This window comes from Rhodococcus sp. EPR-147 (assembly GCF_001647185.1).
Taxonomy (GTDB): Bacteria; Actinomycetota; Actinomycetes; order Mycobacteriales; family Mycobacteriaceae; genus Rhodococcoides.
The window spans coordinates 1-14,667 of the sequence record NZ_LVCU01000394.1 but is presented as its reverse complement, the minus strand read 5'-3'; the positions used below and the strand labels follow the sequence as shown (position 1 = coordinate 14,667).

At 65.5% G+C, this 14,667-nt stretch carries 16 protein-coding genes; 9 read left to right on the top strand and 7 right to left on the bottom strand.

What is annotated here, in order from left to right; all coding sequences use genetic code 11:
- On the bottom strand, positions 1 to 1,058 hold a 1,058-nt coding region (locus A2J02_RS17615; RefSeq protein ID WP_068051640.1), incomplete at its 3' end, for an NAD(P)/FAD-dependent oxidoreductase.
- A complete protein-coding gene (locus A2J02_RS17610) occupies positions 1,055 to 1,552 on the bottom strand; it encodes an Lrp/AsnC family transcriptional regulator (protein ID WP_068051638.1) in 498 nt (165 codons plus the stop codon). The genes A2J02_RS17615 and A2J02_RS17610, both read right to left, overlap by 4 nt.
- 170 nt (positions 1,553 to 1,722) lie before the next feature.
- On the opposite strand from A2J02_RS17610, the gene A2J02_RS17605 reads away from it, so the two are divergent.
- Genes A2J02_RS17605 through A2J02_RS17595 form a run of 3 tightly spaced genes read left to right on the top strand, consistent with a single transcriptional unit; the run spans position 1,723 to position 3,629 of the window.
- Complete coding sequence (locus tag A2J02_RS17605) at positions 1,723 to 2,295, top strand: antibiotic biosynthesis monooxygenase (RefSeq protein WP_068051636.1); 573 nt, start codon at positions 1,723 to 1,725, stop codon at positions 2,293 to 2,295.
- A gap of 25 nt (positions 2,296 to 2,320) precedes the next feature.
- Positions 2,321 to 3,088, top strand: a complete 768-nt coding sequence (locus A2J02_RS17600) for a tyrosine-protein phosphatase (protein ID WP_068051635.1) — start codon at positions 2,321 to 2,323, stop codon at positions 3,086 to 3,088.
- 16 nt (positions 3,089 to 3,104) lie between these two features.
- Complete coding sequence (locus A2J02_RS17595; protein ID WP_068051633.1) at positions 3,105 to 3,629, top strand: peroxiredoxin; 525 nt, start codon at positions 3,105 to 3,107, stop codon at positions 3,627 to 3,629.
- A gap of 24 nt (positions 3,630 to 3,653) precedes the next feature.
- Here the strand turns inward: A2J02_RS17595 and A2J02_RS28930 are convergent, their stop codons facing one another.
- Entirely contained in the window at positions 3,654 to 3,776 is a 123-nt protein-coding gene (locus A2J02_RS28930) for a hypothetical protein (RefSeq protein WP_254925592.1), read from the bottom strand.
- Between the two features lie 82 nt (positions 3,777 to 3,858).
- Here A2J02_RS28930 and A2J02_RS17590 point away from each other — a divergent pair, with 82 nt between their 5' ends.
- Positions 3,859 to 4,986, top strand: coding sequence for a class I SAM-dependent methyltransferase (locus A2J02_RS17590; protein WP_068051631.1), 1,128 nt, complete (start codon positions 3,859 to 3,861; stop codon positions 4,984 to 4,986).
- Positions 4,987 to 4,989: 3 nt separating this feature from the next.
- On the opposite strand, the gene A2J02_RS17585 is transcribed toward A2J02_RS17590, so the two are convergent.
- Positions 4,990 to 5,415 (bottom strand): hypothetical protein, encoded by a 426-nt coding sequence (locus A2J02_RS17585; protein ID WP_068051629.1) that lies wholly within the window; start codon positions 5,413 to 5,415, stop codon positions 4,990 to 4,992.
- A 197-nt stretch (positions 5,416 to 5,612) separates the two neighbouring features.
- Between A2J02_RS17585 and A2J02_RS17580 the strand changes: the two genes are divergently transcribed.
- A complete protein-coding gene (locus A2J02_RS17580; RefSeq protein ID WP_032404782.1) occupies positions 5,613 to 6,461 on the top strand; it encodes a Bax inhibitor-1/YccA family protein in 849 nt (282 codons plus the stop codon).
- Positions 6,462 to 6,528: 67 nt separating this feature from the next.
- Here A2J02_RS17580 and A2J02_RS17575 read toward each other — a convergent pair whose 3' ends face one another.
- Both A2J02_RS17575 and A2J02_RS17570 read right to left on the bottom strand, forming a co-directional pair.
- Positions 6,529 to 7,749 carry an acetyl-CoA C-acetyltransferase gene (locus A2J02_RS17575; RefSeq protein ID WP_068051627.1) on the bottom strand — a complete coding sequence of 407 codons (1,221 nt, stop codon included), beginning with the start codon at positions 7,747 to 7,749 and terminating at the stop codon, positions 6,529 to 6,531.
- Positions 7,750 to 7,820: 71 nt separating this feature from the next.
- Positions 7,821 to 8,834: an SGNH/GDSL hydrolase family protein gene (locus tag A2J02_RS17570; RefSeq protein WP_068051625.1), complete on the bottom strand. Its 1,014-nt coding sequence runs from the start codon at positions 8,832 to 8,834 to the stop codon at positions 7,821 to 7,823.
- A 97-nt stretch (positions 8,835 to 8,931) separates the two neighbouring features.
- Between A2J02_RS17570 and A2J02_RS17565 the strand changes: the two genes are divergently transcribed.
- Positions 8,932 to 10,317 carry a cystathionine beta-synthase gene (locus A2J02_RS17565; protein WP_068051624.1) on the top strand — a complete coding sequence of 462 codons (1,386 nt, stop codon included), beginning with the start codon at positions 8,932 to 8,934 and terminating at the stop codon, positions 10,315 to 10,317.
- 60 nt (positions 10,318 to 10,377) lie between these two features.
- Here A2J02_RS17565 and A2J02_RS17560 read toward each other — a convergent pair whose 3' ends face one another.
- Positions 10,378 to 11,550 carry an acyl-CoA dehydrogenase family protein gene (locus A2J02_RS17560; protein ID WP_068051622.1) on the bottom strand — a complete coding sequence of 391 codons (1,173 nt, stop codon included), beginning with the start codon at positions 11,548 to 11,550 and terminating at the stop codon, positions 10,378 to 10,380.
- Between the two features lie 81 nt (positions 11,551 to 11,631).
- Between A2J02_RS17560 and A2J02_RS17555 the strand changes: the two genes are divergently transcribed.
- From A2J02_RS17555 to A2J02_RS17545, 3 genes are all read left to right on the top strand, one after another.
- Entirely contained in the window at positions 11,632 to 12,804 is a 1,173-nt protein-coding gene (locus A2J02_RS17555) for a cystathionine gamma-synthase (RefSeq protein WP_068051620.1), read from the top strand.
- Complete coding sequence (locus A2J02_RS17550; RefSeq protein WP_068051619.1) at positions 12,801 to 13,577, top strand: glutamate racemase; 777 nt, start codon at positions 12,801 to 12,803, stop codon at positions 13,575 to 13,577. Before A2J02_RS17555 ends, A2J02_RS17550 begins: the two co-directional genes overlap by 4 nt.
- 122 nt (positions 13,578 to 13,699) lie before the next feature.
- Positions 13,700 to 14,667 (top strand): MFS transporter (locus A2J02_RS17545; RefSeq protein ID WP_068051642.1); only part of this gene is annotated, 968 nt, incomplete at its 3' end.

Genomic DNA, 14,667 nt, shown 5'->3' with positions numbered 1-14,667 from the left:
GCGCCCACTCGGGCGAGCGCCGCCCACGTCTGGATTCCGTATCCGCCCTGACCGGCGCACCAGAAGAAGCCTTCGACTTCTCGATCGAAGCCCACGACCGGGGTGCGATCGGGAACGAAACTGCGCAGACCCGCCCAGGACGAGCGCAGATGCCGGCCCGTCAGCGTGGTCGCCTCGGCGATGTCGTCGAACGCCCGCGCGATCTCCAGTTCGTCCGGACGGGCATCGCTCGGTTCGGTGGGCGTCTCGTCCGCAGGCGAACACAACAGTTGTGCGCCTTCGGGTTTGATGTAGAACTTCTCGTCCATGTCGCTCAACGTCGCAAGATTCGCGGTGTCGAGATTGTCGGGTGCGGCGACCATGAACACCGACCGACGCATCGGCACGAGCCCGATGGGATCGGCTCCCGCCATCGCTCCGAGAACATCCGCCCACGCGCCTGCTGCGTCGACGACGAGCGGCGCGGTGTGGACCGACCCGTCCGTGGTGTGCACGTGCCACAGTCCGTCGATGCGTCGAAGTTGCGTCACACCTGCCCCGGTGTGGACTCCCCCACCTCGATCGCGCAGCCCCCGCACGAACCCCTGATGCAGCGCGTGTACGTCGACCTCCATCGAATGTGGTTCGTACAGTGCACAATCGATCAGTTCGGGACGCAGCGGCGGAAAGAGCGTCTGCGCGTCGGCCGGGGATACCAGTTGGGCGTCCGGTGTCAGTCGGCTGACGTCCGCATACATTGCCTCCAGCGCGTCACCTCGGCCGCTGGCCGCGAACTGCAGCAGCGGACGCGGGGCGAGCAATTCGGATCGGAAGTGTTCCGGCGGGTTCGTCAGGAATTCTCGACTGGCCGTCGTCAGAGCGCGAATGGTGCTGTTGCCGTAGGTTTCCAGGAACAGTGCGGCCGAGCGGCCGGTGGTGTGGAAGGCCAGGGTCTTCTCGCGCTCGAGCAGCGTGACGCGTCGGTCGCTCGCGAGTTCGTATCCGAGCGAGACACCCGCGATTCCGCCGCCGATCACGATGACGTCGGTGGAGTTCGGATCTCGCTCGGGCGTGGTCATGGATTGCTTCCGTTCGTTGTCTCTGCGGTCCACTGCGCGCCCGGTCCGATCGCCTCGTCGAAGATCAGCCAGGTTCGCGTCGACAGTATCCCGTCGAGTCCCTGCAGCTTGTCGAGTACCAGATGGCGTAGCGCCGAGGTGTCGGGAGCTCGCACCAGAACGAGTGCGTCGAAGTCGCCGCCCATGAGGCTGACGTGTTCGACGAACGGAAAGGTGCTCAGGTCGTCGGCGACGGCTCGCCAGGAATCCTGCCGAATGGACAGTGCCACATAGGCCGACGCGCCGAACCCCGCCTTCTCGTAGGCGATGCGTGCGGTGAATCCCTCGATGACACCTTCGTCGACGAGGCGGTCGACGCGCACGTAGGCGTGCGCCCGCGAGATGTGGGTGGCCTCGGCCAGGGCGCGCATGGACATTCGGCCGTTACGGCTGAGCTCGGTGACGATGCGTCGGTCCACGTCGTCGAGACGGTACTCGGGTCGGTGCTGTGCCATCCGTCCACTCCAGGTCGCTCGGAAAGGGTCTGTGTAGACGAATTGTCACATCTTTCCTGACCGTGAGCCATCGATCTCCGATTCGGCTCTCGATTTGAAAGTCGGTCCATCTGGCCGCACTCTGTGTAGAACACATCGATCCGCGACGAACACGCGCAGAAGGGGTAGTCATGACCACGACCGACACGCTCGATCACGTCACGACCTCGGTCGCACGACGCGTTCGACAGGGATACGAAACAGACTTCGTGGAGTGGACCGATCGCGGGATGGATCTGGTCCGAACCTTTCCCGGATTTCTCGGTGGCGGCTGGCTGCGCAGTTCCGGTGATTCCAGCGACTACCACGTGGTCTATCGATTCGAGACACACGACGACCTCGACGCCTGGCTGCGCTCGGATGCCAGGCGCACCTGGCTCAGCACCGGCCGTCCCATCGCCGACGACGTTGCGACCCATCGACTCTCCGGTGTGGAGGGATGGTTCGAGCCGCAGTCCAACCTCACCGACGCCGTCCGGGTCATCGGTGGTCCGCCGCCGCGGTGGAAGCAGGCGATCTCGATCGGCGTGGCCTTCTACGCCGTCAGTTTGCTCGTCAACATCGTTCTCACGCCACATCTGACCGACCTGAACGTGGCTCTGCGCACCGCACTGGTGGTGATGATGTGCACACCGCTGATGGTCTACGTGGTGATGCCGTTCGTCACCGCCCGGCTACGGCGGTGGCTGGCACCGCGCTCGTAGGATCACCTTCGATAGGGTCGTACTCATGCCCGACGCCCCGGTACACGATCAATTCGCCCTCGACGGGGCCTGGAACTTTCGCGATCTCGGCGGTGTGCGTACCACCGACGGGGCGACGGTTCGGCCCGGATTGTTCTATCGCGCATCCGAATTGAGCGGGTTGACCGAGGTCGGGCAGCGCGTTGTCGCGGATCTGGGCATCCGTACCGTGTTCGATTTCCGCGGTGATGCGGAGGCCGAACGAAGCGGTGTCGACAGGGTTCCCGCCGGCGTCGAGTCGATCTCCGTGCCGTACGAGAATCTGAAGGGCGAGCGAGCCCCACACGAGGCGGCCCCGATTCACGACGAGCAGAGTCAAGTGGACTACATGATGCGCGCGTATGCCTCCTTCTCGACTCTCGACGGAGCGTCGCACGCGATCAAGCGGGTGGTGGACGAGATCGTGGGGCGTCGCGGCGGTGTCCTGGTGCACTGCGCAGCAGGTAAGGACCGCGCGGGGTGGACGGTCGCGACGGTGTTGCGCGCGGCAGGCGTCGACGAGGACGACATCGTCGCGGACTATCTGAGAAGCAACGATGCGATGGAGCCGTTGCTCGCGCACGTCCGCCGGACCTGGGCCGGACTCCACGACGTTCTGCCGACCGAGGCGATCCTGGGCGTTCGTGCGTCCTATCTGGAGCACGGATGGGCCACCATGGAGTCGAACCACGGTTCGTTCGGCGGATATCTGACCCACCTGGGTATCGATCGGGATCTCCGGCAACGCCTGACTGCCGCCCTCGTGCAGGGCTGAGCGGTAACCTCGCCCCATGCGCATCGGAAAGACCGCCCCGGACTTCGAGTTGCCGGACCATTCCGGTGAACTGCGTGCGCTGTCCGACCTGACGGCGTCGGGTCCGGTCGTCCTGTTCTTCTACCCGGCGGCCAACAGCCCCATCTGCACAGCCGAAGCGTGTCACTTCAGGGACCTGGGCACGGAATTCGACAGATTCGGCGCACAACGCGTGGGCATCAGTACCGACACCCGAGATCGGAACCATCATTTCGCGCTGCAGAGGTCGTTCGACTTTCCGTTGCTCTCCGATCCCGACGGGGCGGTCGCCGAACAGTTCGGAGTGCGTAGAGGCGGGTGGTTCACGCGGCGGCGTCGGCTCCGAGAGCTCGAACGCGGCCACTCGAACGCGGGCCGTCGCGGATATGTGAGGCAATTATTGTCCGTGAAGCGGACGACATTCGTGATCGATCGGCACCGAGTGGTGCGGATGACGGTGCGGAGCGAGCGCGGTCACGTGCATGCGACCAAGGCGCTCGAGTACCTGCGCTACCTGTCGTGAGAGTTGCTCGTTACGTTCCGAACGTCATTCGTTCGCGCCGCTGAACAGGGCGGTGTAGACGGCAGGCTTCGAAGCTTCGGCGTGTGCATCGGTCGATGCATCGTCAGGATGGCTGAAGAGTGCCTCGTTCTTGTCTTTGTGTTCCATTCCCCGAGCATGCCCCTGATTCGCCGCAATAGCCACTCGCCGCGCGGGCTGTCGTGGGTGTGCAGGGTGGGATACTGCTCGGGTGCCCGATGAATCCCTGTTCGACGCCCTCCGCCGTGAGCCCGACGCCGAGGCACCGAACCTCCATGCCGTCGACGCCGCGGACCGCCTCGTCCTCGATACCGTCGCCGAACTCCCGGGAATCGACAGGACCATGCCGATCGCGGTGATCGGCGACAGGTACGGAGCCATGACCCTCGGTGCCGTTTCCCTCGGTTTCACCGCGGTTCGCGTCCATCAGGACGCCGTCACCGGCGCGCGGGCACTCGAGCTGAACGCCGCGCGAGTCTCGTTGTCGGACTCCTACACCCAGCACACCCTGGGTGCCGAACTGCTGACCGGCGTGGGCACAGTACTGATGCAATTGCCACGAAGTCTGGCCGAACTCACCGGGATCGCCGAGCACATCGCGGCACACGCGTCGGCGGACGTCGTCGTCCTCGCAGGCGGGCGAGACAAACACATGACCCCCGCGATGAACGACGTCCTGAAAAAGTCGTTCGAGACCGTCACGGCCGGCCGCGGCCGGCAGAAAGCCCGAGTGCTCACCGCAACCGGGGCGGTGGCGTCGGGCATGACGTATCCGGTGAGCAAGCGGATTGCCGATGTGGACATGACGGTGGTGGCGTACGGTGCGGTGTTCGCGGGGGCCGGCCTCGATATCGGAACTCGTTTTCTGCTCGAGTACATACCGAAGATGCTGCCGCGGGCTCGCACCGCCGTCGATTTGGGTTGTGGCACAGGGATTCTCGCCACCGAGCTGGCTCGGACCAGGCCCGATCTCGAGGTGATCGCGACAGATCGCTCGGCGGCAGCGATCGCATCGGCGTCGGCCACTGCGGCGGCGAACGGGACTCGAATTTCGGTGATCGCCGACGACGCGATGTCGACCTTCGATTCCGAATCGGTCGATCTGGTGGTCTGCAATCCACCGTTCCACGAGGGTGCCGCGGTGCACACGGGCGCGGCGAGCAAATTGTTCGCCGCCGCCGGTCGGGTGCTGCGACCGGGCGGACAGATGTGGACGGTCTACAACACACACTTGAACTACCGGCGTGAATTGGCCGACGCGGTGGGTCCCACCGATCTCATGGGCCGCAACGGCAAGTTCACCGTCGCTCGCTCGGTACGCCCGAGCGAGCAACGATGACTGTCAGGTGACCGGGCCGCCGTCTTCGGGAGTTCCGTCGATCTGTCCCCGGTTGCGCCCGAGGTCCTCGACGAGGGTGCCCTCGACGATCTCGGCCTGACGCTGGCCTTCCGCGTAGTCGATGTCGGGATCCTCGTCGGATTCCTCGACGACGTGGTCGACGAGTTCCTCGGTCAGTTCGTCGTCTGGAGTCTCGGTGATCGGGCGGTCGAGTTCCTCCTCGACGGCGATGTCGGGTTCTTCCTCGCTGAGCTTGAGATCCAGGCTCTCGCCCTCGGCAGCCTCGCGAGCGGTGGTGCCGAAGCTGTTGGCCTCGCTCCAATGGTCGGGGGGATCGACCACGGTGTCGCCGTCGTCGTTGCGCACCTCGTCGGAGTCGACGCTTTCACTGGGGTCCAAGGTCTGGTCGGGTCCGTCTTCGATTGCCATTTCCTCATACTGCCCGTTTCGATTCGGTGTCACACACGCGGTCGTCTCCGCGTGTGTGCCCGGTACCCGGTAGAGTCCGTTTTGTCCGTCGTAGAAGTTCTCCGCTCGGGAACTTTTGTCCGGATGTCAGACGTTCTACTGATGACCGACGGGGAGATCCCCGGTGGGGATCAGAACTTACGAAGGGAAGAGACACGGTGCGCACCTCCAGCAACCCGGTGTTCCGCAACCTGCCCAAGCAGCAGGGCGGCGGATACGCCACATTCGGATCTGCGACGGCTGGAGCCTCGCAGGCCGCAACCTTCGGCCAGCATCCCGGAACGCAGGCCGACCCGTACACCACGCAGCCCGCACAGCGGGCCATGACGATCGACGACGTGGTCACCAAGACCGGCATCACCCTCGGTGTGCTGAGCGTGACGGCGATCATCTCGTACCTGCTCGTCTCCAACAACACCGACTTGGCCATCCCGTTCGTCATCGGCGGTGGCTTGATCGGCTTCGGTCTGGTCATGTTCGCGACCTTCGGCCGCAAGATGGACAACAAGGCGATCGTGCTCGCGTACGCCGCAGCCGAAGGTGTGTTCCTCGGTGCGCTGTCGCTCATGTTCACCGGCGTCGAGTTCGGTGGGGTCGGTGGATCCGCCCTCATCGGCCAAGCAGTCCTCGGTACGTTCGGCGTGTTCTTCGGCATGCTGATCGTCTACAAGACCGGTGCCATCCGCGTCACCCCGCGCTTGACCCGCATGGTCGTCGGTGCCCTCATCGGTGTCGTCGTGCTGATGCTCGGCAATCTCGTCGCCAGCTTCTTCATGGAGGACGGCTTCGGACTTCGCTCCGGCGGACCGCTGGCCATCATCTTCAGCCTCGTCTGCATCGGCATCGCGGCGTTCAGCTTCCTGCTCGACTTCGACCAGGCCGATCAGCTGATCCGCGCACAGGCTCCCGAGAAGGCAGCCTGGGGCGTCGCGCTCGGTCTGACCATCACACTGGTCTGGCTGTACGTCGAGATCCTGCGTCTGCTGAGCTACTTCCAGAACGACTAGTACTCACGCGAAAAGCCCCGCCACTCCGTTGAAGGAGGGCGGGGCTTTTTCGTTGTGATGTCTCGGATCAGCTGAGGCGCTCGAGCACCATCGCCATACCCATGCCGCCGCCGACGCACATGGTCTCGACGCCGAACGTCTTGTCGTGGGTCGTCAGGTTGTTCAGCAGCGTGGTGGTGATGCGCGCACCGGTCATGCCGAACGGGTGGCCGATCGCGATGGCACCACCGGAGACATTGAGCTTGTCCTCTTCGATGCCTAGGTCGCGCGCCGAGCCGAGGACCTGCACGGCGAAGGCCTCGTTGATCTCGAACAGGTCGATGTCGGAGATCGACATGCCCGCGATCTTCAGCGCCTTACGGGTCGCCTCGATGGGTCCGAGGCCCATGATCTCGGGGGACGTGCCGGTCACGCCGGTCGAGACGATGCGGGCGAGCGGAGTCAGGCCCAGTTCCTTGGCCTTGGTGTCGCTCATGATGACGAGCGCTGCTGCGCCGTCGTTGAGCGGGCAGGCGTTACCGGCGGTGATGGTGCCGTTCGGTCGGAAGACCGGCTTGAGCTGGCTGATCTTCTCGTAGGTGGTGCCGGCGCGAGGGCCGTCGTCGGTGTTGACGACGGTGCCGTCGGGCAAGGTCACCGGGGTGATCTCCCGCTCGAAGAAGCCGGCGTTGATGGCCTCTTCGGCGCGGTTCTGGCTGCGGACGCCCCAGTGGTCCTGATCCTCGCGGGTGATGCCGGTGAGCAGCGCGACGTTCTCGGCGGTCTGGCCCATCGCGATGTACGCGTCGGGCAGCTCGCCGTTCTCGCGGGGATCGGTCCAGCTGTCCGCGCCCTCTTCCTGTGCCTTCTTGGTGCGGGCCTCGGCGTCGGCGAAGATCGGGTTGTGGCTCTCGGGCAGCGAGTCGGAGCTGCCGTGGACGAAGCTGGACACGCTCTCGACGCCAGCGGAGATGAACACGTCACCCTCGCCTGCCTTGATCGCGTGCAGCGCCATGCGGGTGGTCTGCAGCGAGGACGAGCAGTAGCGCGTGATCGTCGTTCCGGGCAGCGAGTCGTAGCCGAGCTGCACTGCGACGATGCGAGCGAGGTTGTTGCCCTGCATGCCGCCGGGCAGACCGCAGCCCAGGAGGAGATCGTCGATGTCCTTCGGGTCGAGCGAGGGCACCTTGGCCAGCGCTGCGGCGACCATCTGGGCGGTGAGGTCGTCGGGACGAATGTCCTTGAGCGACCCCTTCATGGCCCTGCCGATCGGTGAGCGCGCGGTGGCGACGATGACTGCCTCTGGCATGAGATCTCCTTCGAATCGATACTGCGTGACTACAGTGCTACCGCCGGGTAGGCGATGTCTCCTGTCCGAACTTACAACCCCGCCGATCGGTCACCGGCACGACGTACGAGATCCTCCGACGCAGTGACGATCTCGGCGTCGAGCTCGGCGCTTCTCCGGCGCAGGAAGCGATCGAACGCGGCCGTCGCGCGGGGGATGGCCTTGCGTGACTCGGCGGCAGCGGACACGGTCGGCAGCTCGGGCAACGGGCCGCCGTGCCACACGCCCAGCGCCGATGCGAGTACCGGCAGAATCTGCTGAGCGGCGAGCTCGTACCCCGCGGCCGACGGGTGAAAGCGGTCGGCCGAGAACATGGTGTCGGGCGCTGCCAGGAATTCGGGGGAGAGCAGATCGGCCAGAGCCACCGGATGGCCACCGGCGCTGAGAGTCCTGGCCGTCTGGGCGTTGGCGAGACGTCGACCCCAATTGCGGACGACGGTGCGCAGTGGCTGCGGGATAGCCGTCACGAAACCGAGATCGGGGCATGTGCCCACTGCCACGACGCAGCCCTTGGCCGTCAATCGTTCGACGGCGTCGCCCAGCCGGGCCGCCGACGCCGGGATGGAGAACTTCTTGGTGACGTCGTTCGCGCCCACGAAGATGACCGCCGCGTCCGGGGGCGGGCCGGCGACGAACATCGCGTCGACCTGGCCTTCGAGCCCCTTCGAGGTGGCACCGGCAATCGCTTTGGTGCTCAATCGAATTCGTTGCCCGGTTTCCTCGGCCAGTCCGCGGGCGATCAGTACGCCGGGAACTTCGTCGGCTACCGTGCATCCCACGCCGGCAGCGGTGGAGTCGCCGAAGATCATCAGATGAATATCTGCTGAATTTCCCATCCGCCATCGTTCCGGGGCCGCGCATCCCGCGGTGTAGACGCCGTCCGCCTCCGGTGGCTTGGCGGTGGTGCGCCCGATGACGCCGCGTGCCGCCGCGGCCTGCGCCATCAGATGTCGGTACGCGGCCCAGGATGCAGTCCCTGCTCCGGAGCCTGCAAGTACTGTCGCGGCGCTCGCTTTAGCAGCGGTACGCCATCCGCTCGCCGTCACAGATCGATCCCTCTCCTCGTGCCGTTGTCACCATCGTATGCGGGGTATCGACGGCCGTGACCGAGAGTGAAACAGGTGCATCTGGGAAGATGGAGCAATGCGCATCGCACAGCACATCACCGAACTCATCGGCAACACCCCGTTGGTGAAGTTGTCCACCGTCGTCGGCGACGGTGCAGGCACTGTCGCGGCCAAGATCGAGTACCTCAACCCGGGTGGTTCGTCCAAGGATCGCATCGCGGTGAAGATGATCGACGCGGCCGAGGCAGCAGGGGAACTGAAGCCCGGCGGCACCATCGTCGAGCCCACGTCCGGCAACACCGGCGTCGGTCTCGCCCTGGTCGCTCAGCAGCGTGGCTACAAGTGCGCTTTCGTGTGCCCCGACAAGGTCGGCGAGGACAAGCGCAACGTGCTGCGCGCCTACGGAGCCGAGGTGGTCGTCTGCCCCACGGCTGTCGCACCCGAAGACCCCAACAGCTACTACAGCGTCTCCGATCGACTCGTCCGCGAGATCGACGGAGCCTGGAAGCCCAACCAGTACTCCAACCCGGCCGGCCCGGCCAGCCACTACGAGACCACCGGTCCCGAGATCTGGGCCGACACCGACGGCAAGATCACGCACTTCGTCGCAGGCGTCGGTACCGGCGGAACCATCTCCGGCACCGGCAAGTACCTCAAGGAGGTCTCCGGCGGCAAGGTCAAGGTCATCGGCGTCGACCCCGAGGGCTCGGTCTACTCCGGCGGAACCGGGCGTCCGTACCTCGTCGAAGGTGTCGGCGAGGACTTCTGGCCGACCGCCTACGACCCGTCCATCCCGGACGAGATCATCGCCGTCTCCGACAACGACTCGTTCGACATGACTCGGCGTCTCGCTCGCGAGGAGGGCCTGTTGGTCGGCGGTTCGTGCGGCATGGCTGCCGTCGCCGCGATCCAGGTCGCCGAGCGCGAAGGTCCCGACGCCCTCGTCGTCGTACTGCTGCCCGACGGTGGCCGCGGCTACCTGGCCAAGATCTTCAACGACTCGTGGATGTCCTCGTACGGCTTCCTGCGTTCGCGTCTGGACGGCAAGACTCACGAGACCTCCGTGGGCGAGGTGTTGCGCGGAAAGTCCGGCGCATTGCCGGATCTGGTGCACACCCACCCGTCGGAGACCGTCCGCGACGCCATCGAGATCCTGCGCGAGTACGGCGTCTCGCAGATGCCGGTCGTCGGCGCCGAGCCTCCCGTCATGGCAGGCGAAGTCGCGGGCAGCGTCACCGAACGCGACCTTCTCAGTGCCGTGTTCGAGGGTCGCGCCGCGTTGGCAGACCCGGTCGCCAAGCACATGAGCGAGCCGTTCCCACTGATCGGTGCCGGCGAAACCGTCTCCGACGCCACCAAGGCACTCGGCGAGTCCGATGCGCTGATGGTCGTCGAAGAAGGCAAGCCCGTCGGCGTCATCACTCGCCACGACCTGCTCGGATTCCTCAGCAAGGGCGCCTAGGCATGTGAACGGAAGCTCGTAGCCTGCTACGAGTTTCCGTTCACATGCGGCGCAGCCGCTCTACCGCACTGCGCTGGTTCCGGTCAGTGCCTGGCCGATCACGAGTTGGTGGACCTCGGATGTGCCCTCGTAGGTGAGGACGGATTCGAGGTTGTTGGCGTGACGGAGCACCGGGTATTCCAGCGTGATTCCGTTGGCCCCCAATATCGTTCGGCATTCGCGAGCGATCTTGATGGCCTCGCGCACGTTGTTGAGCTTGCCCAGTGACACTCGCTCGCCCGGCAGTTCGCCCTTGTCCTTGAGTCGGCCCAGATGCAAAGCAAGCAGCTGGCCCTTGCCGAGCTCGAGGGCCATGTTCGCGAGCTTGGCCTGAGTGAGCTGGTACCCGGCGAGGGGCTTGTCGAACACCGCGCGGGTCTGCGAGTACTCGATCGCCGATTCGATGCAGTCCCGCGCCGCGCCCATCGCGCCGAAGACGATGCCGAAGCGCGCCTCGTTGAGGCAACTCAGAGGTCCGCGCAGACCGCTGGCCTCGGGCAGCATGGCGTCGGCAGGCAGTCGGACGTCGTCGAACACCAATTCGCCGGTGATCGAGGCACGCAGCGACAGCTTTTTCTTCACGGTGTTGGCGGTGAATCCCGGTGTATCGGTGGGAACGACGAATCCGCGGATCTTGTCGTCGGTCTGAGCCCACACGACGGCGACGTCGGCGACGGGTCCGTTGGTGATCCACATCTTGCTGCCGTTGAGGATCCAGTCGTCACCGTCGCGCTTGGCGCGGGTGAGCATGCCGCCGGGGTTCGATCCGTAATCGGCCTCGGTGAGCCCGAAGCAGCCGATCAGCGATCCCTCGGCCATTCCCGGAAGCCACTGCTGCTTCTGCTCCTCGGAGCCGTACTTCCAGATGGCGAACATCGCGAGCGAGCCCTGCACCGAGACGAGCGATCGGATGCCGGAGTCGATCGATTCGAGCTCGAGGCAGGCCAGGCCGTACGCCGTCGCGGACGTTCCGGCGCATCCGTAGCCCTCGAGGTGCATGCCCAACAGGCCCAGCGAGCCCAGCTCCTTGGCCAGCTCGCGCGCCGGCACCGTGCCCTCGTCGAACCAATCGGCGATGTGCGGACGAATGCGCTCGTTACCGAACTTGCGGACGGTGTCCCGGATCTGACGTTCCTCGTCGTCGAGGAGTGAATCGATCGCGAACAGTTCGTCGACGCTCTGGGAGTTGGCCACGGTGCCTCTTTCCGCTGGGGGTTGTCTTCGCAGGTTACCCACGCCCCCGCGCGGCGACGCAGGCCGATTAGGGTGGAGGCCATGAGTGAGCAGCGCAGCAAGGCAGACAACACGTCCTGGCAGGGCTTTTCCACCAAGGCGGTCCATGCCGGCTACGAGCCGGATCCGCTGACCGGTGCGGTGAACGTGCCGATCTACGCCAGCTCCACCTTCGCTCAGGACGGCGTCGGCGGCATGCGCAGTGGATTCGAGTACGCGCGCACCGGCAATCCGACGCGTCGGCCGCTCGAGGCCAATCTCGCGGCCATCGAGTCCGGCACCTACGGTCGCGCGTTCTCCTCCGGCATGGCGGCCACGGACTGCCTGTTGCGCTCGGCGCTGCGTCCCGGTGATCACCTCGTCATCCCCAACGACGCCTACGGCGGCACGTACCGGTTGATCGACAAGGTCTTCACCCAGTGGGGCATCGAATACTCGGTGGCTGCAGTGTCGGACGTCGACGAGGTACGCGCGGCGATGCGTCCGAACACCAAGCTCGTCTGGGTCGAGACGCCCACCAACCCACTGCTCAACGTCGGAGACATCGAGGCATTGTCGGGCGTTGCGCACGAGGGTGGGGCCAAGCTCGTCGTCGACAACACCTTCGCGTCGCCGGATCTCCAGCAGCCTCTGAGCCTCGGTGCCGACGTGGTGCTGCACTCGACGACCAAGTACATCGGCGGACACTCCGATGTCGTCGGCGGCGCTCTGGTGACCGACAGCGAGGAACTGGACACGGCCTTCGCGTTCCTGCAGAACGGCGCGGGTGGCGTTCCCGGACCGTTCGACGCGTTCCTGACCTTGCGCGGCATCAAGACTCTTGCGCTGCGGATGGAGCGACACAGCGACAATGCCGAGAAGATCGTCGAATTCCTAGACGGGCATCCGGCCATCTCACAGGTCATCTACCCCGGACTCGAATCTCACCCGTCTCATGCTGTTGCCGCGAAGCAGATGCGACGGTTCGGCGGGATGGTCTCCGTTCGTCTGGCCGGTGGCAAGCAGGCTGCGCTGGACTTCTGCGCGAAGATCGTGATCTTCACGCTCGCCGAGTCTCTGGGCGGCGTCGAATCGTTGATCGAGCATCCCGGTGCGATGACCCACGCTTCGACGGCCGGTTCGTTGCTCGAGGTGCCCGACGATCTGGTGCGTCTGTCGGTCGGTATCGAGGACGGCGCCGATCTGGTCGGTGACGTCGAGCAAGCGCTGGCATGATCGTCGCACTGATCGACTCGGGCCTCGGGATGCTCCCGACGGCTGCGCGGCTACGACAAGCGCGCCCCGAGCTCGATCTGGTGCTGATGATGGACCCCGACAACGCTCCGTGGGGTCCGAAGCCGGATGCGTGGGTGATCGACCGGGTGGTCGGTACCGCTCGGCATGCCGTCGAACTCGGTGCCGAGGTGGTCGTGCTGCCGTGCAACACCGCCAGTGTGACGGCGCTGAGTCACGTTCGGGCCGCGCTCGGTGACACGATTCCGGTGGTGGGTACCGTTCCGGCGATCAAACCCGCTGCAGAGGTGAGTGATCGGATAGCGATCTGGGCGACGGCGGCCACGACCGCGAGCGCCTATCAGGGGCGTTTGATCGAGCAGTTCGCCTCGCACCGAACGGTGACGAGTGTGGCGTGCCACGGTCTGGCGGATTCGATCGACCGTGGTGACGAGCGGGGGATCGGTGCCGCCATCACCGCGGCCGTGGCCGCGACACCCGCGGACGTCGAATCGATCGTGCTGGGTTGCACGCACTACCCACTGGTGTTGGACCGGATCGTCTCGCAGCTGCCGGGCGGCGTCACGATGTTCGACAGCGCCGAGGCGGTGGCCAACCAGACGGTGCGACGCGTCGACGAAGTCGGTTCGAGCGGTTCGGGCACCGGCCGTGTCTCGGTGTGGTTGAGCGGAATCGAGGGCGACTTGCCTGGGAGCGCGCAGCGGTACCGCGAAGGGAAACTGCTGCGGGGCGACGCACGAGCCGAGCAACACTGACCGTCGGGGAATGCGGGGCCCTCCCGAGCGTTGTCTTTCACTGAGCTAACGGTTACTGCGGTGAAGGGAAACACATGGTCGGCGTGGGCACTCGGACTCCAGTGGAACGGACGGCGGTGCGCATGCCGCATCGGTACGCGTTCTGGGTCGTCGGCGTCGCCTTCCTGGTCTTGATGGCCTCGGCGTCGGCACCGTCACCGCTGTACCCGGTGTATCAACAGGCCTGGGGATTCAGCGCTCTCACCCTCACAGTGATCTTTGCCGTCTATGCGGTCGCGTTGCTGTCCACGTTGCTCACCGTCGGTAGTCTGTCGGACCACATCGGGCGCAAACCCATTCTGATCGCCTCACTGATTCTCCTCGCTGTCAGCTTGATGCTGTTCATCGTCGCCGACAGCGTCCCGGTACTCCTCGCGGCTCGCGTCGTGCAGGGAATTGCCGCGGGTGCGGCCACCGGTGCGCTGAGCGCAGCCGTCATCGACCTGCAGCCCGACGCGTCCACCGGACCGTTGCTCAACAGCGTCGCGCCCTCCCTCGGGCTGGCAAGCGGCGCGCTCGGGGCCGGATTGCTGGTCCAATTGGCACCTGCGCCCGACATCTTGGTGTTCGCGCTGCTGATCGGCGCGGCACTGATCCTCGCGGTGGCACTGCTGTTCGTCCCCGAGACCTCGGCACTGCGTGGCTTCGATTCCCGCCGTCACCTCGCCTCGACCCTGCTGCCGAGGATGTCGATCCCCACGTCGGTGCGGGCACCGTTCCTGCTCATCGCTCCCGCTCTGTTCGCGACCTGGTCGCTCGGCGGGTTTCATCTCTCGCTCGGGCCGTCGATCATCGGCACGGTGTTCGACGTGGACAACCACATAGTGGGTGGGTTGGAGATCTTCGCGATGTTCGCCTCGGGCGCGGTGGCAGCTGCAATGGTACGCAACGGGTTTCCCCGCACCGTGATGATGATCGGGGCGACGGTGTTGGCGGCAGGTGTCGCGCTCTCCCTGGTGTCGGTGCAGATCGAGTCGATCGTGCTGTACTTCGTCGGGGCTGTCATCGCCGGATCGGGCTGGGGAGCAACGTTCCTCGGTTCGATGCGCAC

Coding starts and splice junctions, on each gene's coding strand:
- A2J02_RS17610 (WP_068051638.1), bottom strand. CDS start 1,552: ATGGCACAGCACCGACCCGAGTACCGTCTCGACGACGTGGACCGACGC.
- A2J02_RS17605 (WP_068051636.1), top strand. CDS start 1,723: ATGACCACGACCGACACGCTCGATCACGTCACGACCTCGGTCGCACGA.
- A2J02_RS17600 (WP_068051635.1), top strand. CDS start 2,321: ATGCCCGACGCCCCGGTACACGATCAATTCGCCCTCGACGGGGCCTGG.
- A2J02_RS17595 (WP_068051633.1), top strand. CDS start 3,105: ATGCGCATCGGAAAGACCGCCCCGGACTTCGAGTTGCCGGACCATTCC.
- A2J02_RS28930 (WP_254925592.1), bottom strand. CDS start 3,776: ATGGAACACAAAGACAAGAACGAGGCACTCTTCAGCCATCCTGACGAT.
- A2J02_RS17585 (WP_068051629.1), bottom strand. CDS start 5,415: ATGGCAATCGAAGACGGACCCGACCAGACCTTGGACCCCAGTGAAAGC.
- A2J02_RS17575 (WP_068051627.1), bottom strand. CDS start 7,749: ATGCCAGAGGCAGTCATCGTCGCCACCGCGCGCTCACCGATCGGCAGG.
- A2J02_RS17565 (WP_068051624.1), top strand. CDS start 8,932: ATGCGCATCGCACAGCACATCACCGAACTCATCGGCAACACCCCGTTG.
- A2J02_RS17555 (WP_068051620.1), top strand. CDS start 11,632: ATGAGTGAGCAGCGCAGCAAGGCAGACAACACGTCCTGGCAGGGCTTT.
- A2J02_RS17550 (WP_068051619.1), top strand. CDS start 12,801: ATGATCGTCGCACTGATCGACTCGGGCCTCGGGATGCTCCCGACGGCT.